We start from the raw sequence: 21,103 nt of genomic DNA on the forward strand, positions 1-21,103 counted from the left end.
GGGAGCGGGGGCCTCCGGGGAGTGCGGGGCCATGCCGCCGGGCGTCGGGCGGTCAGGTGTTCGGGACCTTGAGCCGGGCCCAGCTGTCGGGGCCCGGGATGCCGTCGGCGGCCTGGCCGGTGTGGCCGAGCCTGCGCTGCCAGGCGGCGTAGGAGCGGCGGTCGGCCTCGGTCCACCGCGGCCCCGGACCGGACTGGTACCGTCCGCAGCCCTCGGCGACCAGCCGTCTGCCCATGGCGGTGATGACGGGGCTGCGGCGGCCGGGGGCGAAGAACGCGGCGCCGGGGTAGGGCTCGTACGCGGGTGGCTTCGACGGGGGCCGGACGGTCCCGCCGGGGCGGGGTGCCCCTCGGCGCACCCATGCGTACAGCGGTTCACCGGGACACTCGGTGGCGAATCCGTCGCGGTGGCCCTTGATCTCCGTCCCGGCCTTCCCGCGCTCCCGGAGGTACTCGATGGCGTCCCGTAAGCCGCCCAGCATGGCGTCGGTCGGCTGGGTGAGCCCGGTCTTGCCCAGCAGGGCGCAGACCGCGTAGTGGTCGGTGTTCAGCGCGGTGGAGCCGTTGGCGCCGGAGCGGCGGAGCGCGCCCCGGCCCTCGAAGACATGGCCGTGCTCGCAGACGAGCATGTTGTAGGCGATGTCGACATAGTTCTGGTCCGGGTCGTTGAGGTGGGTGGTGCGGATGGAGCGGACGGCGTCGTCGCAGCGGTCATGGGCGCGCGCGGGGTAGGCGGAGCCGACGTAGTGCACCTTCACGCCCCGCGTCGAGGCGATCGGGGAGGCGGCGGACTGGGCGGGCGCGCCCCACTGGGCGCGGGTGATCAGCTTCATGGCGTTCCTCCTGAGGGTCGGAACGGTCAGGGCCCGTAAGGGTCCTTCCCTCAGAGAGGCGGCCCGCACCGGAAGCGCGGGCGGTGATGGTGCGCGGGGCCCCGGAAGCGGGGCCGGTCGTGGTGGGGCCGGTGATGGTGGGGCGGGTGGTGGTGGGGCGGGTCACCGGGAGCACGGCCGGTGACGATGCGGGCCACTAGGAGCGCGCGGCCGGTGACGGTGCGCGGGTCCCGGCCGCCCGCGCCGTCACCACGGGGTGATGCCCCCGCGTATCACCCCCGGGCGGTCCTCAGGAGACCGGTCCGGTCTCCCCGTCGGTCGGCGGGGTGCCCGCGAGCTGCTCATGGTGGCGGATGACTTCCGCGATGATGAAGTTCAGCAGCTTCTCCGCGAAGGCGGGGTCGAGCCGGGCGCTCTCGGCCAGCTCCCGCAGCCGCCCGATCTGGCGGGCCTCGCGCGCCGGGTCGGCGGGGGGCAGATGGTGCCGGGCCTTGAGCCTGCCGACCTGCTGGGTGCACTTGAAGCGCTCGGCGAGCATATGGACGACGGCGGCGTCGATGTTGTCGATACTCCCCCGCAGCGCGTCCAGCTCGGCCCGTACGTTCTCGTCGATGTCCCTGGTGGTCATGGTCGCCGAGCTTACGTGGCGCCGGTCGGGATCGTCGGCGGGTGTTCGGGGTCCGGGACACGGTCGCTCCAGCCGCCGGGGACGGTCCGTCCCTGCTGCTCGCGGAAGCGGACGGGGGCGGTGCCGACCCGGCGGGTGAAGAGCCGGGAGAAGTAGGCGGGGTCCTCGTAGCCGACCCTGCGGGCGACCGAGGCGACCGGCAGTTCGGTGGCGGCGAGGAGTTCCTTGGCGCGGCCCAGCCGGATGGAGAGGAGATAGTCCTTGGGCGAGCAGCCCGCGCCGCGCCGGACGGCGGTGCGCAGCTCGGCGGGGGTCATGCCGTGGCGGGCGGCGTGTTCGGCGACGGTGAGCGGGAGGAAGGCGTCCCGGGCCAGCGCGGCGAGGACGGGGTCCCCGGCGGGGTTGGTGTCGGCGCGGGCCCGGCGCAGCGCGACCAGCAGCTCATGGACGGCGGCGGAGGTCTCGACCTCCAGGAGGGGGTTGCCCCGGCGGGCGGCGCGGGCGATCCGGCCGATGACGGAGCGGGGTCCGGCGCAGTCGCGGAGCGGGACCACGGTGCGCTCGGTGTCGATGTAGCCGAGTTCGGTGTACGTGGTGACGGCGGGTCCGGTGAAGTCGACGAAGCTCTCGTCCCAGCCGCCGGGGTCGGGGCCGTAGTGGTGCCGTTCGCCGGGCCGCAGCCAGAGCAGGGCGGGGGCGGCGATCCCGGTGCGGCGGCCGTCGGTGCCGATGGTCCAGCCGCCTCCGGCGCTGATGACGACGGCGACATGGTGGTCGAGGGCGCGGGGGCCGACGGCGGGCAGCGTGCCGTGCTGGAGGCCCACGCCGAGGCAGACCAGGCCCAGCCCGTGGTGGACGGGTCCGGGGGTGAAGTAACGCATCCAGGTGTGGTACATCCGCCTCTGCCCCGCTCCCGGCCGATGCGACGGCCTCTGTCCGCGCGCCGGCCGTACCGCCCATGGCTCGTCCACGGCCCGGTGCGAGCTTGCGTCCAAACAGCGCCGATCTTTGTCCATGGACCGGCCCGCCGCCAGAGCCGAAGGTGGGGCAATGGCGGATTTCTGTGTGGGCGAGAAGGACTTTCTGCTGGACGGGCGGCCGGTGCGGCTGCTGTCGGGGGCGCTGCACTACTTCCGGGTGCACGAGGAGCAGTGGGGGCACCGGCTGGCGATGCTGCGGGCGATGGGGCTGAACTGCGTCGAGACCTATGTGCCGTGGAATCTCCATGAGCCCGCGCCGGGTGAGTACCGGGATCCGGAGGCGCTGGGCCGGTTCCTGGACGCGGCGCGGGCGGCGGGGCTGTGGGCGATCGTCCGCCCCGGCCCGTACATCTGCGCCGAGTGGGAGAACGGGGGGCTGCCGCACTGGCTGACCGGTCCGCTGGGGCGGCGGGTGCGCACCGCCGACGAGGCGTTCCTCGGCCCGGTGGAGCGCTGGTTCGCCCGGTTGCTGCCGCAGGTGGTGGAGCGGCAGATCGACCGGGGCGGGCCGGTGCTGATGGTGCAGATCGAGAACGAGTACGGCAGTTGGGGCACCGACGGCGGCTATCTGCGGCGGATCGAGGGGGCGCTGCGCTCCTCGGGGGTGACGGTGCCGCTGTTCACCTCGGACGGGCCCGAGGACCACATGCTGACCGGGGGTTCGGTGCCGGGGGCGCTGGCGACGGTGAACTTCGGCTCGGGTGCGGCGGCGGCCTTCCGCACCCTGCGGCGGCACCGGCCGTCGGGGCCGCTGATGTGCATGGAGTTCTGGTGCGGCTGGTTCGACCACTGGGGCGACGAGCCCGCGGTCCGGGATCCGGCGGCGGCGGCACAGGCGCTGCGGGAGATCCTGGAGTGCGGTGCCTCGGTCAATGTCTATATGGCGCACGGCGGCACCAGCTTCGGCGGCTGGGCGGGGGCGAACCGTTCCGGCGAGGTGCAGGACGGCTCGCTGGAGCCGACCGTCACCTCGTACGACTACGACGCCCCCGTCGACGAGGCCGGCGGGGTGACCGAGAAGTTCCGGCTCTTCCGCGAGGTGCTGGCGCCGTACGCGGAGGGGCCGCTGCCGCCGGTGCCGCCCGCGCCGCCCCGGCTGGCGGCGCCGGTGGCCGTGCGGCCCGGGGTGTGGACCCCGCTGGCGGCGGTGGCCGACGCGCTGGGCGGCCCGGAGCACACCGGCGCCCTCCCGCCCTCCTTCGAGGAGCTGGATGTCGACCGGGGCCTGGTGCGTTATCGGGTACGGGTCCCCGGGCCGCGCCGCCCCTACCCGCTGCGGGCGCCCGGGGTGCGGGACCGTGCGGTGGTGTACGTCGACGGGGAGCGGGCGGGGGTGCTGAGCGAGGACCACGACACCCTCCCGGAGCCGGTGGCCGGCCCGGCCGAGGTGGAGCTGTGGGTGGAGTCGCTGGGCCGGGTCAACTACGGCCCCCGGGTGGGCGAGCCGAAGGGACTGCCCGGGGGGCTGCTGCACGAGCGCCAGTTCCTGCACGGGGTACGGGCCCAAGGGCTGCGGCTGGACTCCTTCACCGGCCCGGCGGTGGCGGCGCTGGACGGCGGACCGGTGACGGGCCGGGCGCCGGGGCTGTACCGGGCCTCGGCGACGGTGACGGGCGCCGGTGACGCCCGGCTGGGCCTGCCGGGGTGGGGCAGGGGCTTTGTCTGGGTCAACGGCTTCTGTCTGGGCCGGTACTGGTGGGTGGGGGCGCAGGACGCCCTCTTCGTGCCGGGTCCGGTGCTGCGGGAGGGGGAGAACGAGGTGTGGGTGCTGGAGCTGGAGGAGTCGGGGGACGGGATCTCGCTGACACCCGCCGGCTGAGCGCCGGCCGGCTGGGCCCCGGGGACCTCGACGGCGATCTGCCACCCGCAGGGTCTGTACGGGCCGGTCAACGCCGTGACCGAGCGGTAACGAACCCCGGCGGAGGGGCGGGAAGCCCCGCCCCTCTGCCCCGGGGGGAAGTGGCAGAGAGACGGGGCGGCTCGGTGGCGGCCGGGGCTCCACGCGCCGCCGGCCTCTCGGGTCAGACCTCGCGGACCTCGAAGGAGTCCAGGACGAACTCCGCGCCCCAGGCGTCACCGGTCTTGCGCAGGCCCACCCAGCTCTCGCCCTCCCCGGGGGCGGTGAACTCGTACTCCCAGAGCGTCGGCGCGGTCGCCACCGGCACCGGGACCCGGTCGGTCTCGCGGTCGTCGACGCCGGTCACCCAGGCGTACTGGCCGGCGCGTTCGTTCTCGTACCGGAAGGCGACCCGGTAGCGGCGGCCCGGCTCGAAGCGGACCAGGTGCTGGACGGTCCGGTAGACCAGGCCCTGGTTCTCGCCGCGTGACTTGAGCGACTCGGTGCCGTCGATGACATCGTCGATCGCCTTGCCGTTCCAGCCCCGCTGGGTGTAGGGGGCGTGCCGCTGGGCGATGTGGGTGCGCGGGTCGGTGGCGCCGCCCGCGTCGCCCTTGACGAAGACGCCCCAGCCCTGGGGGACGTTCTCGAAGTTCTCGTACGCGACGGTGCCGGGCCGGGTGGTGCGCCGCCCGGGGACGACCCGGAGGTTGTCGAAGCGGATCCGGGCCGTCCCGGGTGCCGCGCGCAGTTCCAGATCGGTGGGGCCGCCACCCTCGGGGACGGTGAACCAGGTGAACATCCGCTGGAAGCGGGTGCCGTGCTTGCGGTCGGCGGCGACCTGGTTGACGGCGGTGGAGACATCGGTCCAGTTGGTCGCGGTGACCCCGTCGGCGGTACGGACCACCAGGCTCGCCCGGCGCCGCTCCCCCGCGCTCTCCCCCACCTCGACCTGGACGGAGGCGGCATAGGTGCCGGGCCGCAGCCGGTGCAGCCGCTGGCCGACCGAGGCGGTGCCCGCGCCGATCACCAGTTCATGGTCGCCGAGGGCGCTGCGGACGACCGAGGCGTCCCCGGCGACCTCCCAGCCGTCCAGGGAACCGGCGCAGAAGCCGGGGTCGTACAGCGGGGTGCCCTGCCCCCAGCGGGGGTCGGCCGGCGGGCGGACCCGGGTACGGAAGAGCACATAGGGCTGGTCCGGGTCGGCGTCGACGGTCACCCGGCCGGAGCGGACCGGCAGGCTCCGCTCGTAGACCCGGCCCTGGTCGGTGAGGCGGTAGAGGGCCACCTCGGACTCGCCCGCCCAGCCGCGCGGCAGCCGCCAGGTGCTGGTGCCGCCGGCCGGGTTCCAGTGGTAGAGCTTCGGCGGGTCCAGCGCCCGGCGCGGCTCCCAGGGCAGCAGATAGCGGCCGTCCTCGTAGACCGTGCGGCCGTCGGTGACGATGGTGCGCACCCCGTCGTGGTCGCCGACGGAGGTGGCGCCGGGGCCGAAGAAGGTGATCTCGTGGTCGGTCCACTTCTTGATGGGCCGGGCCTGGAGGTACTTCGCGGGCAGCGACTCGGTCCAGATCAGCCGGTAGAAGACGGTCCAGTCGGTCTTGCCGACCCAGCCCTCGAAGTTCCCGGTGCGCGGGATGCCGAGGAGGGTGGGCCAGCGGTCGGCGAAGACGTCCTTCTGGTGGTTGCGGACGAAGCGGATGAGCCGGGAGTTGATGCCCCGGGAGGTGTCGGGGCCGTAGTCGGTCTCGGTGGCCCAGTGCGCCCAGAGGGCGGAGCGCTCCAGCCCGTGGCCCCACTCGGTGGTGATCTGCCAGCCCTGCTCGCGCAGCGCCCGCTGGAGGCGGTCGGAGGTCCAGCCGGACTCCCGGAAGACATCGATGTAGAGGGTGTTCAGCGCGGGGTGGGTCTCGGCCCGCAGATCGGCGAAGCGCCGGATCACATCACCGCTGACCAGGTCGCGGCGCTGGTCGATGCGGTACGACTGGTCCAGCCAGTCCCACTGCTTGTTCTCCTTGTCCACCAGCGTCTCGGAGAAGGCGCGGGCGACCGGGTAGGACTCGGTGCAGTTGACATGGACTCCGAAGTCGCTGTTCCACTTCCGGCCCTCGCGCAGCAGGGTGTTGAGGTCGGCGAGTCCGCCCGCGCGCCGGTTGTGGTTGCCCGCGTAGTCGGGGTGGGCCGAGTCGTGCCCCTCGGACTGGTAGCCCTTGAGGAGGGTGTACTGCCGCAGCCCGTCGGTGGCCAGATGGATCCGCTTCACCTGGTCGAGGGTGGCCAGAAAGGGGTTGGTCGCCTGGGAGGCGAAGTTGAAGGGGATGTGCGGGACCACCCGCAGATGCTGGTCGTCGGCGCCGAGCGGGTCGACCATGATGTCCCGGAAGGCGATGGCGGCGTCCTGCCAGTCGACGATCCCGTCGCCGTTGCGGTCGCCGGTGATGACCACGGTGGCGTACGGCAGCGGTTCGGTCTGACCGACGGGGGCGGTGGCGGCGCGGTGGGTCCACTCGCCGGGGGTCAGCCGGGCCTCCACGCGGCCGTCGTACGCCACCAGGCGCCGCCAGAGCCGGCCGTTCTCCCAGGTGGTGCCCGCCGCGCCGGTGGGCCTGTCGTAGACGGTATTGGTCTCGATCGCACCGCCGAGCCGGTCGTGCGCGACGACGGCGTAGGCGCAGCCGGTGGGCCGGTCCTCGGTGGGGGTGCCGGGGAGGGGCCGGACCAGGGTGTCGCCGTCGCCCGCCTTGTCCAGCTGGATCCGGGCGGCGAGCAGGACGGCGCCCGGCTGGTCGTCGCGGACGGAGAGCAGGGCGAGGCCGGGGAGCCGGAGGGTGCCGACCCGCAGGGTGTCGGTGTCCGCGATGCGGGTGACCCGCCAGTGGACGGTACGGCCGGTCACCCGGATCTCGACATCGATCTCGGTGGGGCCGAAGGCGAGGGTGTACGCGGCACGGTCGCGGCGGGTGCGGGCGGTGACCCGTCCCGGGGAGCGCTCGACGGAGTCGATCAGGACGGAGGTGACCGGTTCCCGCTGTCCGTGGAGGACCGCCCCGGTGGCGCGGTCGGTGTACGAGACGATGCGCGGGAAGCCGCTGTCGACCCGGACCTCCAGCTCCGGGGAGCGGAGCACCGCCTCGGCGGAGGGGGCGGCGAGGGCGGGTGCGCCGGTGCCCAGGGCGGCACCCGCTCCGGCCAGGGCGGTGGCCGCCACGACGGTCCTGCGGCTCGGGCCGGCCTCCGGTATGTGCACGGGTCTCCTCCTCCAGGCGGCGGATCCGGTCGGCGCCCGGGGCCCGCCGGTCCCGGGCGTCCGGGCGGCGGCCGGGGGATCCGGATCACGGCGGTGGTCTCAGGGACAATCTGCGGCCGGAGCGGTGCGGGGCCCATGGACAAAGCGGGGGCAGATGTTGGACTTACGGAGCCCCGGGCCGCGGTGACGGGGGCGGCAGGAGCCGCGGGGCCCCGGGGACGAGGGCCCCGGGGACGCCGGGCGCGGGCATGCGGCGGGCCCCCGGCCGCCCGCCGTGGGGCGGGTGACCGGGGGCCCGGGAATCCGCGGTGCCGTCGGACCGGAGTGTGCCGTCGGATCAGAGCGTGGCGGCGGCGGCGCGGATCTGGGCGGCGAAGGTGGAGACCTCGGCGTAGACACCGGGCCGGTTCGGCCGGGCGCAGCCCTCGCCCCAGCTCACGATGCCGACCTGGATCCAGGCGCCCGCGTTGTCACGGCGGAACATCGGGCCGCCGGAGTCACCCTGGCAGGTGTCGACGCCGCCCTGGGTGTAGCCCGCGCAGATCTCCTCACCGGCGACCAGAGTCGGGTAGGAGCTACTGCACGAGGCGTCCGACACGAACGGGACGGTCGCCTTCAGCAGATAGCGCTGCTGGGCGCCGCCCTCCCGGGCCGAGCCCCAGCCGGCCACGGTGAAGGTGCCGGTGTTGTACTCGGTGGAGTCGGCGATGTTGAGGGTGGGCAGGTTGATCGGCTGGGCGAGCTTGACCAGGGCCCAGTCCTTGCCGGTTCCGTTGTAGCCGGGGGCGCGGTAGACCTTGGTGGAGCGGACCCGGACGGCGCTGGCGCTGTTGAGGTCGACCACCCCGGCGGTCGCGGTGATGCTGGTGTTGTTCCCGGTGGCGGGGACACAGTGCGCGGCGGTGAGGACGATCTGCTGGGTGAGCAGGGAGCCGCCGCAGCCCATGGAGAGCCGGACCATGAAGGGGAACTCGCCCTGGGCGGCGCGCTGCCCGCCGACGACGGGCGGCGCCGGCGAGGAGGCCGCGGCGGAGGCGGACGAGGGCTGGAGACTGACGGCCGCGAGGACGGCGGCGCCGGCGACGGCACACCTCTTGAGCGTACGGAGAAGGTTCAACGGTCTGCCCTTCGTGGGGGGTTGGGAACCGGTGGAACAACGGGAGGTTACTGACGGGAACATGACAGAACAACAGGACGGAAGGGACCAATTTCTGTCATGGGCCCGACAATCAGATGATCGGGATTATGGGCAGTGGGTGACCCGGGCCACAAGGATCGTTTTTCGGCCAGGCGCGGGAACGACCGCTCCGGGACCGCGTCTGCGGCACCGTCACAGGGGGCTCGTACGCCCCTGGGGCACCAGGGATCCGGCGGGGGCGACCGTACAGTGGAGAGCGGGCCGACCGTCGTCGCCGAGGCGGTCCAGGGGTGCGCCGGGGGTACATCGGGAATGCCGCGGGGGTGCGGCGGGATGCTTCGGGGGAGGTGCGGAGGATGACGCGACCGGGCGAGGTGGTCCGGGGCTATCCGCATCTCGACACGGTGCGGGCCGCGATCACCGCGCTCTACCGGCGGCTCTCCCCCGAGGGCGTGCTCGCCTACGCGCCCAGCGTCCTCCCGGCGGAGGTGGCCTTCGACGACCGGGACGACCTGCACCTCGGGGTGCAGCGGGTGGCCGGGGCGCTGGTGCGCCATCTGCGGCTGCCCCAGGCCCGGATGATCGTGGGCTTCCGGGAGATGACCCATGCCGCGACGGTGGAACTGACCGCCGGGCCGGAGTACTTCATCGAGCTGAACGACCGCTTCCGGAACCATCGCCGGGACATCGGGGCGGCGCTGGCCCATGAGATCACCCATGTCCTGCTGCACCGGCTCGATCTGTCGTTCCCCGGCACCCGGCGGAACGAGATCCTCACGGACACCGCGACCACCTATCTGGGCGCGGGCTGGCTGCTCCTGGACGCGTTCCGGGAGTCCCGGCTGAGCAGCCAGAAGCTGGGCTATCTGACGCCGGAGGAGTTCGGCTATGTCCTCGCCAAGCGGGCGCTGGCCTTCGACGAGGACCCCGCGCCGTGGTTCACCAGTCCGCAGGCGTACACCGCGTACACCCAGGGGCGTGCGCTGGCCCTGCGGGACCTACGGCAGCCGCCGTTGACGACGGCGGGCCGGACGGGCCGCGTCCGCTACGCCCGGGACCGGCGGTACGCGGCCCGGTACGGCGGGCGCGCACCGGCGGGCGACCGGCCGGGCTTCCCGGGGCCCGCCCGCGCTCCCTGGCTCCCGGGTGGCCCGGGAGCCGGCGAGCACCCGGGGTACACCTTCGAGCCGGGCGAGAACGCGCTGCGGGTCTCCTTCCCCTGCCCCGTCTGCCATCAGCGCATCCGGCTGCGGGTCCAGGGCCGGGTCCGGGCGCGGTGCGGGGTGTGCGGGTCGATCCTGGAGTGCGATACCTAGGTCGTCTCTTTCGGATCTTGCCGGGCTCGCCGTCAGGGAGCAGGCGGGCGGGCGCCGTAGACCGGGCGGGGCTCGGTGGCGCGGGTGAGCAGGGCGCGGGCCGCCGGGCCCACGGTGGCGGGGGTCCAGCCGGGGCCGGGGCCGGGGGCCGTGGCGGTGGGGCCCGGGTGCCAGCCCTCCATGACGGTGACCCGGCCCGCCTCCGCCTCGAAGACCCGGCCGGTGACCCCGGCGCTGTCGGCGGAGCCCAGCCAGACCACCAGCGGGGACACCTCATCGGGCCGGGCGGTGAGCCCGGCGAAGGTGCCCTCCGTCATCCGGGTACGGGCCGCCGGGGCGATGGCGTTGACCTGGACGCCATAGGGGGCCAGCTCGGCGGCGGCGACCAGGGTGAGGGCGACGACCGCGGCCTTGGCGGCGGCGTAGTTGCCCTGCCCCACACCGCCCAGCAGACCCGCGCCGGAGGTGGTGTTGACGACCCGGGCGGCGGCCGGACGGCCCTCCTTGGCCAGGGTGCGCCAGTACGCGGCGGCCTGGCGCAGCGTCAGGAAGTGGCCCTTGGCGTGGACCCGCAGCACCGCGTCCCAGTCGTCCCCGGTGAGGTTGACCAGCATCCGGTCCCGCAGGAAACCGGCGTTGTTGACCAGGGTGTCCAGCCGCCCATAGGTGTCGAGGGCGGTGGCGACGAGGGAGGCGGCCCCCTCCTCGGTGGCGATGTCGCCGGTGTGGGCGACGGCGTCGCCGCCCGCCGCGCGGATCTCCTCGGCGACGGTGTGCGCGGGGCCGTCCGGGCCATCGGCGCGGCCCCAGCCGTCGAGGGCGGTGCCCAGGTCGTTGACGACGACCCGCGCCCCCTCGGCGGCGAACGCCAGGGCATGGGCGCGGCCGAGCCCCCGGCCGGCGCCGGTCACCACGACCACCCGGTCCCGGCGGCCGTCCGCCGCCGGTGTCGTCCCGTTCATCGGTCCTCCCGGTGTGCTGTCGCGGCGTCGAGGAAGGCGGGCCGCTCACCGCCGCCGTGCAGCTGGAGCGAGGCGCCGGTGATGTATCCGGCGCGTTCGGAGGCGAGGAAGACGGCCGCCTCGCCGACCTCGTCCGGTTCGGCGAGCCGCCCCAGCGGGACGGTGCGGGCCACGGCCGCGATCCCGGCGGCGTCGCCGTAGTGCAGATGGGCGCGTTCGGTCCGGACCATGCCCAGGACCAGGGTGTTGACCCGGACCTCGGGGGCCCATTCGACGGCCATGGAGCGGGCCAGGCTCTCCAGCCCGGCCTTGGCCGCCCCGTACGCGGCCGTCCCCGGCGAGGGCCGCCCGCCGCTGACGCTGCCGATCATCACGATGGAGCCCCGGGCGGCGCGCAGATACGGGTACGCGGCGAGCGAGACGGTGAGCGGGGCGAGCAGATTCAGCTCCACCACCCGTGCGTGCCGGGCCGGGCCGCCCTCGCCGAGCGGGCGGAAGGGGGTGCCGCCCGCGTTGTTGACCAGGGTGTCCAGCCGTCCGTGGCGGCGTACGACGGTGGCAAGGAACTCCTCGACGGCATCGGGGTCCCGCAGCTCGACCCGGTGGAACTCGGCCCCCGCGACACCGCGGGCCGAGGGGCCCCGGGGCGGCGGACGGAACCGCCCCCCGCCGGGCCGGGGCCCCGGGGCAGCCGGGGCGGCCGGGGCGGCCGGGGCGGCCGGGTCGTCCGGGGGGTGGCGAGCGCAGATGATCACATGGGCGCCGGTCCGCAGAAAGGCGCGGGTGAGGCCCGCACCGACACCCCGGGTGCCTCCGGTGACGACCACGACTCTCCCGTCCGGCCCCATCCGCTGCTACCTTCCGACCTAACAAACGTTTGGTGGAAAGGTAGCTGATCCTCCTATGGGTGTCTCCACCACCGACCCGGCCGACGGAATCCGCCGGGTCACCGTCGACCACCCGCCCGTCAACGCCCTTCCGGCGCACGGCTGGCACGCGCTGGCCGACGCGGTCCGCGCGGCGGGCCGGGACCCCGCCGTCCGCTGTGTGGTGCTGGCCGCCTCGGGCCGGGGCTTCAACGCCGGGGTGGACCTCAAGGAGATCCAGCGGGACCCCGGCCATGACGCCCTGCTCGGGGCCAACCGGGGCTGCGCGGACGCCTTCGCCGCCGTGTACGAGTGCGAGGTCCCGGTGGTCGCGGCCGTCCAGGGCCACTGTCTCGGCGGCGGGATCGGACTGGTGGGCAGCGCGGACGCGGTCGTCGCCGCCGAGGACGCCGTCTTCGGCCTCCCCGAGCTGGACCGGGGCGCCCTCGGCGCCGCCACCCATCTCGCCCGGCTGGTACCGCCGCAGCTGATGCGGGCCCTGTACTTCACCTCCCGTACCGTCACCGCCGCCGAACTGCACCGGCACGGCGCCGTCTGGCGGGTGGTGCCGCGCGCCGCCCTCGCCGCCGCCGCGCTGGAGCTGGCGGCGGAGATCGCCCGCAAGGACGGCACCCTGATCCGCCTCGCCAAGGCGGCGATCAACGGCATCGACCCCGTCGACATCCGCCGCGCCTACCGCTTCGAGCAGGGCTTCACCTTCGAGGCCGCGCTCAGCGGCGTGGCCGGCCGGATCCGCGACACCTTCGGCACGGGCACGGGCACGGGCACGGCCGCAGCGGATACCGGAGCGGCGGGCACGGCGGATCCGGCCGGGGGGAGTAAACCGTGACCGACAAGACCATGACCCCCGACGAGGCCGTCGGCCGGCTCCGCAGCGGCATGACCCTCGGCATCGGCGGCTGGGGCGCCCGCCGCAAGCCCATGGCACTGGTCCGGGCGCTGCTCCGGTCCCCGGTCACCGATCTCACCGTGGTCTCCTGCGGCGGCCCCGATGTGGGCCTGCTCGCCGCCGCGGGCCGGATCCGCCGGCTGGTCACCCCCTTCGTCACCCTGGACTCCGTACCGCTGGAACCGCACTACCGGGCCGCCCGCGAACACGGCACCCTGGCCCTCACCGAACTCGACGAGGCGATGTTCCTGTGGGGGCTGCGCGCCGCCGCGTACCGGCTGCCGTTCCTGCCGCTGCGGGCCGGGCTCGGCTCGGACGTCCTGCGGATCAACCCGGAGCTGCGTACCGTGGTCTCGCCGTACGAGGACGGCGAGGAGTTCATCGCCGCGCCCGCGCTGCGGATGGACGCGGCGCTGGTCCACCTCAACCGCGCCGACCGGCGGGGCAACGCCCAGTACCTGGGCCCCGACCCGTACTTCGACGATCTGTTCTGCGAGGCGGCCGACACCGCCTATGTCAGCTGCGAACGGCTGGTGGACGGGTTCGCGGGCGCGGTGCCGCAGACCCTGCTGGTCTCCCGGCACCGGGTGACGGGTGTGATCGAGACCCCCCGGGGCGCCCACTTCACCTCCTGTGCCCCGGACCACGGCCGCGACGAGGAGTTTCTGCGGATGTACGCGACCACCCCCTGGCCGGAGTTCGCCGGGCGCTTCCTCGCCGGCGACGAGGCCGACTACCACCGGGCCGTCGCGGAGTGGCGGAAGGAAACGGAAACAGAACGGGACCGGCGGGAAGACCGGCGGACGGAGCGGACCCGATGACCGCGCGGACAGACGGCGGGACCGGCGGCGGGACAGGTGACGGGGCGGGGGCAGGGGCCGGGGCGGGGGCCGGGGGCCCGGCCTCCCGGGCCGAACAGGCCGTGGTCGCCTGCGCGGACGTCTGGCGCGGCGACGGCGAGATCCTCGCCGCCCCCATGGGGCTGATCCCCTCCCTCGGCGCCCGGCTGGCCCGCCGGCTCTTCGCCCCCGATCTGCTGCTCACCGACGGCGAGGCCCTGCTCGTCGGGGACGACGGGGAGCTGGAGGGCTGGCTCCCGTACCGCCGCCATCTGGCCCTCGTCACCGGCGGACGGCGCCATGTGATGATGGGCGCCAGCCAGCTCGACCGCTTCGGCAACCAGAACATCTCCTGTGTGGGCCCCTGGGAGCGGCCCGCGCGCCAGCTCCTGGGGATGCGCGGGGCGCCCGTCAACACCCTCAACAACCCGGTCAGCTACTGGATCCCCCGCCACTCCCCCCGGGTCTTCGTCCCCCGGGTCGACCTGGTCTGCGGCGTCGGCAACGACCGGGCCCGGGAGGCGGGCCCCGCCGCGACCCGCTTCCACCGGCTGCGCCGGGTGGTCACCGATCTCGCCGTGCTGGACTTCGCCACCCCCGACGGCGCCCTGCGGCTGGCCTCCACCCACCCCGGGGTCACCGCCGCCGAGGTCCACGCGGCGACCGGCTTCGACCTCGCCGTCACCGGCCCGGTCCCCGCCACCCGGGAGCCCACCGGGCCGGAGCTGCGGCTGATCCGGGAGGTCCTCGACCCCCGGGGGCTGCGCGAGCGGGAGCTGGGGGCGAGGCGCTGATGGAGACGGCGCTGACCCGGCTCACCGGGGTGCGCCACCCCGTGGTGCAGACCGGAATGGGCTGGGTGGCCGGGCCCCGGCTGGTCACGGCCACCGCCGAGGCGGGCGGGCTCGGCATCCTGGCCTCCGCCACCCTGACCGTGCCCGAGCTGCGGCGGGCGGTGCGCGCGGTCCGCTCCCGTACCGCCGCCCCCTTCGGGGTCAATCTGCGCGCCGACGCCGAGGACGCCCGCGCCCGGGTGCGGATCATCGTGGAGGAGGGGGTACGGGTGGCGTCCTTCGCCCTCGCCCCGACCCGGGAGCTGATCGCGGAGCTGAAGGACGCGGGGGTGGTGGTGATCCCCTCCGTCGGGGCCCGCCGGCACGCCGAGAAGGTGGCCGCCTGGGGCGCCGACGCGGTGATCGTGCAGGGCGGCGAGGGCGGCGGCCACACCGGCGAGGTGGCCACCAGTGTGCTGCTGCCGCAGGTGGTGGACGCCGTACCGCTGCCGGTGGTCGCGGCGGGCGGCTTCCGGGACGGCCGGGGGCTGGTGGCGGCGCTGGCCCTGGGCGCCGCCGGGATCGCCATGGGCACCCGCTTCCTGCTGACCTCGGACTCACCGGTCCCGGACGCGGTGAAGGCCCGCTATCTGGCGGCGGGGGTCGGGGATGTGACGGTCACCACCGCCGTCGACGGGCTGCCGCACCGGATGCTCCGCACCGAACTGGTCCGCTCCCTGGAGGGGCAGGGCCGGGCCCGGACCCTGCTGCGCTCGCTGCGCCACGCGGCGGCCTTCCGCAGGCTCTCCGGGACGGGCTGGGCCGCACTGCTCCGCGAGGGCCGGGCGATGCGCCACGGCCGGGAGCTGAGCTGGGGGCAGACCCTGCTCGCGGCCAACACCCCGATGCTGCTGCGGGCGGCCATGGTGGAGGGGCGCACGGATCTCGGGGTGATGGCGGCGGGACAGGTCACGGGGGTGATCGAGGACCTGCCGAGCTGTGCGGAGCTGATCGCCTCGGTCATGGCGGAGGCGGAGACGGTGATCCGCGACCTCCCCGGCCGGTAGGGCCCGCCGGAGCCGGTAAAGGCCTCCCGGGGTGGCGGGGCACCGGCCTCCGCTCACCCCGTACGGGCCCCCTGGCCGGAGGGGGCCAGGGCGAGCACCGCGAAGGCCGAACCACGGATGATCAGCGCGCCCAGCACGATGGTCAGCGGCCCGTCGCTCGCCAGCCCCTGGTCGTACCGGTCCGCGATCCAGTCGAGACCCCACAGCACCAGACCGTCCTGGAGCACGCCCAGCGCGCCGAAGACCAGCAGCCCGACCGGGTCCATCCCCCGTACATCGTGCGGGTACACGCTCACCAGCCGCACCAGCACCGCGAACCAGAGGGCGACGACGACGGTGGTCCAGACCGGGGGATAGCCGCCGGCCGGGGAGAGCCCGGGAAGCAGAACGACCGCCGCGATCACGCCGAGCAGCGTCCCGTACCGGCCGGGATTCTTTCTCTTTCCTGTCATGATTAATCGTTTCATCGGGGCAGGAAGTCCGGGAAGTACTTCCGGACCATCACCGGAATCCGGACCCGGGTCCGGTACGACGGGACGCCCGGCGGCGGCCCACCGGAGCACCCGGGGGGACGCAATTGGCGTACCCGGGGCGGCGTGACCGGAGCACCCGGGGCGACGCGACCGGCGGGGACACACCCGCGCACATTCCCGGCAATCTTCTGTTCGTGTCGGTCGCAGTTCTGTCCGGGGAAGAGATCTTCCCGCCCTATTGGTACCGCTGTCACCGAAGGTATGTCCCTGATCACTGATTTCGGCACAATGCCCCTCATGACAACTACCGCTGCCACCACGGCAGTCACCCCCCGTGAGCTGTGGACCCTGTTCGAGCCGATCCATGCCGTCACCTACTTCTCCCCCGAGGCCGTGACCGCTTTCGAGGAGGCGGGTCTGCGCGGCTTCTGGCGCGGCTACTTCGCCGGACGGTCGGCCCCCCTCGGCACGGTGGGCCCGGAGCCGGTCGCCGCGGCCTTCTGCTCGTTCGCGCCGTCGATGGTGGCCCAGTCCCTGCCCGCGGTCTGGGAGGTCATCAGCCCCGAACAGGCCCTGGAGGTACGGCGGGCGGGGGCCCGCGCCGCGCTCGCCCGGCTGCTCGCGGACCGCGACGACGAGGTGGAGCGGGCGGGCGGGGCGCTGGCCGTCGCCGTGGAGGCGGCCGAGGCCACCGGGCGCCCGCTGACCGCGGCGAACCGGGCCATCGGCGCGCCCAAGGACCCGCTGGACCTGCTCTGGCACTCGGCCACGGTGCTGCGCGAGCACCGCGGGGACGGGCATGTGGCGGCCCAGGTGGCGGCCGATCTCGACGGCTGCGAGATCCTGGTGCTGCGGGTCGGCATCGATCTGCCGCGCAGCGAACTCCAGCCCTACCGGGGCTGGACCGACGAGGAGTGGGAGGCCGCCGAGGCCCGGCTGACCGGGCGGGGGCTGCTGACGCCGGACGGGAAGGCCACGGACGCGGGCCGGGCGGTCCTCGCCGGGATCGAGGAGGCGACGGACCGGGCGGCGGCCCGCCCCTGGGCCGCGGTGGACACCGTACGGCTCCGTCAGGCCCTGGAGCCGCTGGCGCGGACGGTGGCACGGACCCTGCGCTTCCCGAATCCGATCGGGCTGCCGGAGAGCACCGGGGGCTGAGACCCGGCCCGGGGGCCGTTGCCGCGGGTGTCAGAGCCGTTCGATGACGGTCACATTGGCCTGGCCGCCGCCCTCGCACATGGTCTGGAGCCCGTATCCGCCCCCCGTGCGCTCCAGTTCATGCAGGAGCGTGGTCATCAGCCGGGCCCCCGACGCGCCCAGCGGATGACCGAGGGCGAGGGCGCCGCCGTTGACGTTCACCCGTTCCGGATCGGCGCCGGTCTCCTGGAGCCAGGCCAGGACGACCGGCGCGAACGCCTCGTTGATCTCGACCAGATCGATGTCGGCCATCCGCAGCCCGGTCCTCCGCAGGGCGTGCGCGGTGGCCGGGACGGTGGCCGAGAGCATCCGTATCGGATCCTCGCCCCGTACCGACAGATGGTGGAAGCGGGCGCGCGGGGTGAGCCCATGGACCCGTACCGCCCGCTCATTGGCGATCAGCAGCACCGCCGCGCCGTCGGAGATCTGGGAGGAGCAGGCGGCGGTGACGGTGCCGCCCGGCAGCACCGGGGCGAGGGCGGCCATCCGCTCCGGGGTGGTGTCCCGGCGCGGCCCCTCGTCGGCCGTGACCGCGCCGAGGGGTGCGGTCTCCCGGGCGAAGCGCCCCTCGTCCTGGGCGCGGACGGCGCGGCGGTGGGAGCGGAGCGCGAACTCCTCCTGGGCCTCCCGGGTGATGCCCCACTCCCGGGCGATCTGCTCGGCGCCGTGGAACTGGTCGACCGGGCGGTCCCCGTACCGGGCGCGCCAGCCCGTACTGCCCGCGAAGGGGCCCTCGGTCAGTCCGAGGGGTCCGCCCGCGCCCCGGGCGGAGAAACCGATGGGGACCTGCGACATGTTCTGGACCCCGCCCGCCACCACCAGGTCCTGGGTGCCGGAGAGCACCGCCTGCGCGGCGAAGTGGAGCGCCTGCTGGGACGATCCGCACTGCCGGTCGACGGTGACCCCGGGCACCTCCTCGGGGAGCCCCGCCGCGAGCCATGCCGTCCGGGCGATGTCCCCGGCCTGCGGCCCGACGGTGTCGACACAGCCGAGGATCACATCGTCCACGGCGGCGGGGTCGACACCCGAACGGGTCATCAGCGCGGTGAGCGCGTGCGCGCCCAGATCGGCCGGGTGGACGGCGGCGAGCCCGCCGCGCCGCCTGCCGACGGGGGTGCGGACCGCTTCGACGATGAACGCCTCGGCCATGACGGCTCCTCGGGTCAGGTGCGCGGGGTGTCCCCGCCTTCCGGGGTCCTCGCGCCGCGTACGGCGATCCCGTCCAGCACCATCGACAGATACTGACGGGCGATCTCCTCGGGACGGTGCAGCCCGCCGGGCCGGTACCAGGAGGCGGCCACCCACACCGTGTCGCGGACGAACCGGTAGGTGAGCCGGACATCGAGGTCGGCGCGGAAGGTACCGTCCGCGACCCCGCGCTCCAGGGTGCCGAGCCAGGCCCGCTCGAACCGCTCCTGGGAGGTGGTGAGATAGCCGAACCGGGGCTGGGTGACGAGCTGCCGGGACTCCCGCTGATAGATGGCGACGGCGTCGCGATGCCGGTCGATCTCCCGGAACGACTCCGTGACCAGGGCCTCGATGGTCTCGCGGGGGCCGAGCCCGGCGGCGAGCACCCGGTCGTACCCCTCCCACAGCTCATCGAGGAAGGTGGCGAGGATCTCGTCCAGCATCGACTCCTTGGAGTCGAAGTGGTAGTAGAGGCTGCCCGCGAGCAGGCCCGCCTCGTCGGCGATCCGGCGGACGGTGGTCGCGTTGTAGCCCTGGGCCGCGAACACCTCGGCGGCGACCCGGAGCAGCTCCCGGCGGCGCTCGGGGGTGGCGGCGGGCTGGGTCGTGGGCTTCGCGGGGGGCTGGGTCGCAGACCGGGGCGTGGGCTTCGCCGAGGGCCGGTTCGCGGTCTGGGGCGTGGGCTGGGGTGTGGTCTTTCGCTGGGGCACGGCGTCCATTCTCCGCCCGTCGCCGGGTGCCGGATCACGGATGCCGGCTGCTGACGGAGATCACCTCGCCGGTGAGGTACGAGGTGTAGTCGCTCGCCAGGAAGACGATGGTCTGGGCGATCTCCCGGGGCTCGGCGCAGCGCCCGTACGCCTCCCGTCCGGTCAGCTCCGCGAGGAGACCGGGGGAGGTGACCTTCGCCAGATGGGGGTGGAGGGCGAGGCTGGGGGCGACGGCGTTGACCCGGACGCCGTACTCGGCCGCCTCGACGGCGGCGCACCGGGTGAGCGCCATGACGCCCGCCTTGGCGGCGGCGTAGTGGGCCTGGCCCGCCTGGGCGCGCCAGCCGAGGACGGAGGAGTTGTTGACGATCACTCCGCCCCGGCCGCTCGCCCGGAAGGAGCGCAGCGCGGCGCGGAGACAGCGGAAGGTGCCGTTCAGGGTGACGTCGAGGACCTGCTCCCACTGGGTGTCGGTCATCTCCACCAGGGTGGCGGTGCCGCCGAGCCCGGCGTTGTTGACGACGATGTCCAGGGCGCCGAACTCGGCCTCGGCGCGGGCCATCAGGGCCCGTACCTGCTCCTCGTCGGTGACATCGCAGGGCTGGGCGCGGACCCGGCCGGCACCGTGGACGGCGGCGAGGGCGGTCTCGGTCTCCCGGAGCCGGCGCGGATGGGCGTCGCTGACGAGCACCCGGGCGCCCTCCGCGAGGAAGGCGCGCGCGGTCGCGCCGCCGATGCCCGCTCCGGCGGCGGCGGTGATCACGGCGGTACGGCCCTTCAGGAGGCCATGGCCGGGTACGGGGCGGGCCGCCGTGCGGTCGTCCGTGGTCCCCGGCCGGGCCCGGGTCCGCCCCGGCCGTCCCGTCTCGTCCTGCCCCGTCCCGTCCTGCCCCGCCCCGTCCCGCGCGGGCCTGTCGTCCGTCACAGCGGCACGTTAACCTACCAAACACTTGTTAGGGAAGGATCGTCGCACCGGAAGGCGGGCGCGCGGATGGATCTGGACCTCTCCCCGGAGGACGAGGAGTTCCGGGCGCGGGCCCGGGAGTGGCTGGCGGAACATGTGCCCCGGACACCGCTGCCGTCGCTGGAGACCCGGGAGGGGTTCGCGGCCCACCGCGCCTGGGAGGCCGAGCTGTTCGCGGGCGGCTGGTCGGTGGTCTCCTGGCCGGTCCGGTACGGGGGGCAGGGGGCGGGGATCGTCCGCTGGCTGCTCTTCGAGGAGGAGTACTGGGCGGCGGGCGCCCCCGGCCGGGTCTCGCAGAACGGGATCAGTCTGCTGGCACCCACCCTCTTCGACCACGGGAGCGAGGAGCAGCGGACCCGGGTGCTGCCGTCCATGGCCGACGGTACGACGGTCTGGGCGCAGGCGTGGTCGGAGCCGGAGGCGGGGTCGGATCTGGCCGCGCTGCGCTCCCGGGCGGTGCGCGCCCCGGGCGGCTGGCTGCTGAGCGGGGTGAAGACCTGGTCCTCCCGGGCGGCCTTCGCGGACCGCGCGTTCGGGATCTTCCGTACCGACCCGGCGGCGGAACGGCCCCATCAGGGGCTGACCTGTCTGATGTTCGATCTGCGCGCCCCGGGGGTGACGGTCCGGCCGATCGGGCGGCTGGATGGCCGGCCGGCCTTCGCCGAGATCGCCCTGGACCGGGTCTTCGTCCCGGACGGGGAGGTGATCGGCGAGCCGGGGCAGGGGTGGCGGATCGCGATGTCCACGACGGGGAACGAGCGGGGGCTGACGCTCCGCTCCCCCGGCCGCTACCGTGCGGCGGCGGACCGGCTGGCCGGGCTCTGGCGGGCGTCGGGCGGACCGGCCGAAACCCGGGACCGGGTGGCGGACGCGGTGATCGGGGCGCGCGCGTACACCCTCTTCGCCTGGGCGGGGGCGAGCCGGTTCCTGGCGGGCGGGGCGATCGGCGCGGAGTCCAGTCTGAACAAGGTCTTCTGGTCGGAGTACGACATCGCGCTCCATGAGACCGCCCTGGATCTGCTGGGCGAGGAGGGCGGGTTCGCGGACACCGAGTGGGCCGAGGGGTATGTGTTCGCGCTGGCGGGGCCGATCTACGCGGGGACCAATGAGATCCAGCGGGACATCGTCGCGGAGCGGCTGCTCGGGCTGGGAAAGGGGCTCCGCTGATGAGCGTCGGAC

General features: G+C 74.5%; 19 protein-coding genes. 8 read left to right on the forward strand and 11 right to left on the reverse strand.

Features of this window, described 5'->3' with window-relative positions; translation table 11 throughout:
* Window positions 1–52: 52 nt before the first annotated feature.
* The 3 genes from ABT354_RS14445 to ABT354_RS14455 form a co-directional block, all read right to left on the reverse strand.
* Window positions 53–832, reverse strand: a complete 780-nt coding sequence (locus ABT354_RS14445) for a peptidoglycan-binding protein (RefSeq protein ID WP_351493298.1) — start codon at window positions 830–832, stop codon at window positions 53–55.
* Between the two features lie 289 nt (window positions 833–1,121).
* Window positions 1,122–1,460, reverse strand: coding sequence for a chorismate mutase (locus tag ABT354_RS14450; RefSeq protein ID WP_351493300.1), 339 nt, complete (start codon window positions 1,458–1,460; stop codon window positions 1,122–1,124).
* A gap of 11 nt (window positions 1,461–1,471) precedes the next feature.
* Window positions 1,472–2,356, reverse strand: a complete 885-nt coding sequence (locus ABT354_RS14455) for a helix-turn-helix domain-containing protein (RefSeq protein WP_351493302.1) — start codon at window positions 2,354–2,356, stop codon at window positions 1,472–1,474.
* Between the two features lie 154 nt (window positions 2,357–2,510).
* Here ABT354_RS14455 and ABT354_RS14460 point away from each other — a divergent pair, with 154 nt between their 5' ends.
* Window positions 2,511–4,259 carry a glycoside hydrolase family 35 protein gene (locus tag ABT354_RS14460; RefSeq protein ID WP_351493304.1) on the forward strand — a complete coding sequence of 583 codons (1,749 nt, stop codon included), beginning with the start codon at window positions 2,511–2,513 and terminating at the stop codon, window positions 4,257–4,259.
* Window positions 4,260–4,461: 202 nt separating this feature from the next.
* On the opposite strand, the gene ABT354_RS14465 is transcribed toward ABT354_RS14460, so the two are convergent.
* On the reverse strand, window positions 4,462–7,521 hold the full coding sequence (locus ABT354_RS14465; RefSeq protein ID WP_351493306.1) for an endo-alpha-N-acetylgalactosaminidase family protein: 3,060 nt from the start codon (window positions 7,519–7,521) through the stop codon (window positions 4,462–4,464).
* Window positions 7,522–7,858: 337 nt separating this feature from the next.
* Window positions 7,859–8,638 carry a S1 family peptidase gene (locus ABT354_RS14470; protein WP_351493307.1) on the reverse strand — a complete coding sequence of 260 codons (780 nt, stop codon included), beginning with the start codon at window positions 8,636–8,638 and terminating at the stop codon, window positions 7,859–7,861.
* Between the two features lie 377 nt (window positions 8,639–9,015).
* Between ABT354_RS14470 and ABT354_RS14475 the strand changes: the two genes are divergently transcribed.
* Window positions 9,016–9,975 (forward strand): hypothetical protein, encoded by a 960-nt coding sequence (locus tag ABT354_RS14475; RefSeq protein ID WP_351493310.1) that lies wholly within the window; start codon window positions 9,016–9,018, stop codon window positions 9,973–9,975.
* 32 nt (window positions 9,976–10,007) lie between these two features.
* Here ABT354_RS14475 and ABT354_RS14480 read toward each other — a convergent pair whose 3' ends face one another.
* Complete coding sequence (locus ABT354_RS14480) at window positions 10,008–10,937, reverse strand: SDR family oxidoreductase (RefSeq protein WP_351493312.1); 930 nt, start codon at window positions 10,935–10,937, stop codon at window positions 10,008–10,010.
* Window positions 10,934–11,785, reverse strand: coding sequence for an SDR family oxidoreductase (locus ABT354_RS14485; RefSeq protein ID WP_351493315.1), 852 nt, complete (start codon window positions 11,783–11,785; stop codon window positions 10,934–10,936). Before ABT354_RS14485 ends, ABT354_RS14480 begins: the two co-directional genes overlap by 4 nt.
* Before the next feature lie 55 nt (window positions 11,786–11,840).
* On the opposite strand from ABT354_RS14485, the gene ABT354_RS14490 reads away from it, so the two are divergent.
* Genes ABT354_RS14490 through ABT354_RS14505 form a run of 4 tightly spaced genes read left to right on the forward strand, consistent with a single transcriptional unit; the run spans window position 11,841 to window position 15,392 of the window.
* On the forward strand, window positions 11,841–12,653 hold the full coding sequence (locus tag ABT354_RS14490; RefSeq protein ID WP_351493318.1) for an enoyl-CoA hydratase family protein: 813 nt from the start codon (window positions 11,841–11,843) through the stop codon (window positions 12,651–12,653).
* On the forward strand, window positions 12,650–13,534 hold the full coding sequence (locus tag ABT354_RS14495; RefSeq protein ID WP_351493320.1) for a CoA transferase subunit A: 885 nt from the start codon (window positions 12,650–12,652) through the stop codon (window positions 13,532–13,534). Before ABT354_RS14490 ends, ABT354_RS14495 begins: the two co-directional genes overlap by 4 nt.
* Complete coding sequence (locus ABT354_RS14500; RefSeq protein ID WP_351493322.1) at window positions 13,531–14,346, forward strand: CoA-transferase subunit beta; 816 nt, start codon at window positions 13,531–13,533, stop codon at window positions 14,344–14,346. Before ABT354_RS14495 ends, ABT354_RS14500 begins: the two co-directional genes overlap by 4 nt.
* Window positions 14,346–15,392 carry an NAD(P)H-dependent flavin oxidoreductase gene (locus ABT354_RS14505; protein WP_351493325.1) on the forward strand — a complete coding sequence of 349 codons (1,047 nt, stop codon included), beginning with the start codon at window positions 14,346–14,348 and terminating at the stop codon, window positions 15,390–15,392. Before ABT354_RS14500 ends, ABT354_RS14505 begins: the two co-directional genes overlap by 1 nt.
* Window positions 15,393–15,445: 53 nt before the next feature.
* Here ABT354_RS14505 and ABT354_RS14510 read toward each other — a convergent pair whose 3' ends face one another.
* Window positions 15,446–15,844: a hypothetical protein gene (locus tag ABT354_RS14510; protein WP_351493327.1), complete on the reverse strand. Its 399-nt coding sequence runs from the start codon at window positions 15,842–15,844 to the stop codon at window positions 15,446–15,448.
* 318 nt (window positions 15,845–16,162) lie between these two features.
* On the opposite strand from ABT354_RS14510, the gene ABT354_RS14515 reads away from it, so the two are divergent.
* Window positions 16,163–17,023 carry an SCO6745 family protein gene (locus ABT354_RS14515; protein WP_351493329.1) on the forward strand — a complete coding sequence of 287 codons (861 nt, stop codon included), beginning with the start codon at window positions 16,163–16,165 and terminating at the stop codon, window positions 17,021–17,023.
* Between the two features lie 30 nt (window positions 17,024–17,053).
* Here ABT354_RS14515 and ABT354_RS14520 read toward each other — a convergent pair whose 3' ends face one another.
* The 3 genes from ABT354_RS14520 to ABT354_RS14530 form a co-directional block, all read right to left on the reverse strand.
* Complete coding sequence (locus ABT354_RS14520) at window positions 17,054–18,211, reverse strand: acetyl-CoA C-acetyltransferase (RefSeq protein WP_351493331.1); 1,158 nt, start codon at window positions 18,209–18,211, stop codon at window positions 17,054–17,056.
* Between the two features lie 14 nt (window positions 18,212–18,225).
* Window positions 18,226–18,819 carry a TetR/AcrR family transcriptional regulator gene (locus tag ABT354_RS14525; protein WP_502983418.1) on the reverse strand — a complete coding sequence of 198 codons (594 nt, stop codon included), beginning with the start codon at window positions 18,817–18,819 and terminating at the stop codon, window positions 18,226–18,228.
* A 175-nt stretch (window positions 18,820–18,994) separates the two neighbouring features.
* Entirely contained in the window at window positions 18,995–19,741 is a 747-nt protein-coding gene (locus ABT354_RS14530) for an SDR family oxidoreductase (protein ID WP_502983419.1), read from the reverse strand.
* Window positions 19,742–19,951: 210 nt separating this feature from the next.
* Between ABT354_RS14530 and ABT354_RS14535 the strand changes: the two genes are divergently transcribed.
* Window positions 19,952–21,091: an acyl-CoA dehydrogenase family protein gene (locus ABT354_RS14535; RefSeq protein WP_351493338.1), complete on the forward strand. Its 1,140-nt coding sequence runs from the start codon at window positions 19,952–19,954 to the stop codon at window positions 21,089–21,091.
* Window positions 21,092–21,103 lie beyond the last annotated feature (12 nt).

Origin of the sequence: Streptomyces sp. NPDC000594, assembly GCF_040299965.1 — a bacterium.
In the GTDB taxonomy this organism is placed as follows: domain Bacteria; phylum Actinomycetota; class Actinomycetes; order Streptomycetales; family Streptomycetaceae; genus Streptomyces.

What these genes read in the sequence shown, in the direction of transcription:
- ABT354_RS14515 (WP_351493329.1), top strand. Translation starts at nt 16,163, where the DNA reads ATGACAACTACCGCTGCCACCACGGCAGTCACCCCCCGTGAGCTGTGG.
- ABT354_RS14445 (WP_351493298.1), bottom strand. Translation starts at nt 832, where the DNA reads ATGAAGCTGATCACCCGCGCCCAGTGGGGCGCGCCCGCCCAGTCCGCC.
- ABT354_RS14520 (WP_351493331.1), bottom strand. Translation starts at nt 18,211, where the DNA reads ATGGCCGAGGCGTTCATCGTCGAAGCGGTCCGCACCCCCGTCGGCAGG.
- ABT354_RS14500 (WP_351493322.1), top strand. Translation starts at nt 13,531, where the DNA reads ATGACCGCGCGGACAGACGGCGGGACCGGCGGCGGGACAGGTGACGGG.
- ABT354_RS14480 (WP_351493312.1), bottom strand. Translation starts at nt 10,937, where the DNA reads ATGAACGGGACGACACCGGCGGCGGACGGCCGCCGGGACCGGGTGGTC.
- ABT354_RS14510 (WP_351493327.1), bottom strand. Translation starts at nt 15,844, where the DNA reads ATGACAGGAAAGAGAAAGAATCCCGGCCGGTACGGGACGCTGCTCGGC.
- ABT354_RS14490 (WP_351493318.1), top strand. Translation starts at nt 11,841, where the DNA reads ATGGGTGTCTCCACCACCGACCCGGCCGACGGAATCCGCCGGGTCACC.
- ABT354_RS14485 (WP_351493315.1), bottom strand. Translation starts at nt 11,785, where the DNA reads ATGGGGCCGGACGGGAGAGTCGTGGTCGTCACCGGAGGCACCCGGGGT.
- ABT354_RS14455 (WP_351493302.1), bottom strand. Translation starts at nt 2,356, where the DNA reads ATGTACCACACCTGGATGCGTTACTTCACCCCCGGACCCGTCCACCAC.
- ABT354_RS14460 (WP_351493304.1), top strand. Translation starts at nt 2,511, where the DNA reads ATGGCGGATTTCTGTGTGGGCGAGAAGGACTTTCTGCTGGACGGGCGG.
- ABT354_RS14475 (WP_351493310.1), top strand. Translation starts at nt 9,016, where the DNA reads ATGACGCGACCGGGCGAGGTGGTCCGGGGCTATCCGCATCTCGACACG.
- ABT354_RS14505 (WP_351493325.1), top strand. Translation starts at nt 14,346, where the DNA reads ATGGAGACGGCGCTGACCCGGCTCACCGGGGTGCGCCACCCCGTGGTG.
- ABT354_RS14535 (WP_351493338.1), top strand. Translation starts at nt 19,952, where the DNA reads ATGGATCTGGACCTCTCCCCGGAGGACGAGGAGTTCCGGGCGCGGGCC.
- ABT354_RS14450 (WP_351493300.1), bottom strand. Translation starts at nt 1,460, where the DNA reads ATGACCACCAGGGACATCGACGAGAACGTACGGGCCGAGCTGGACGCG.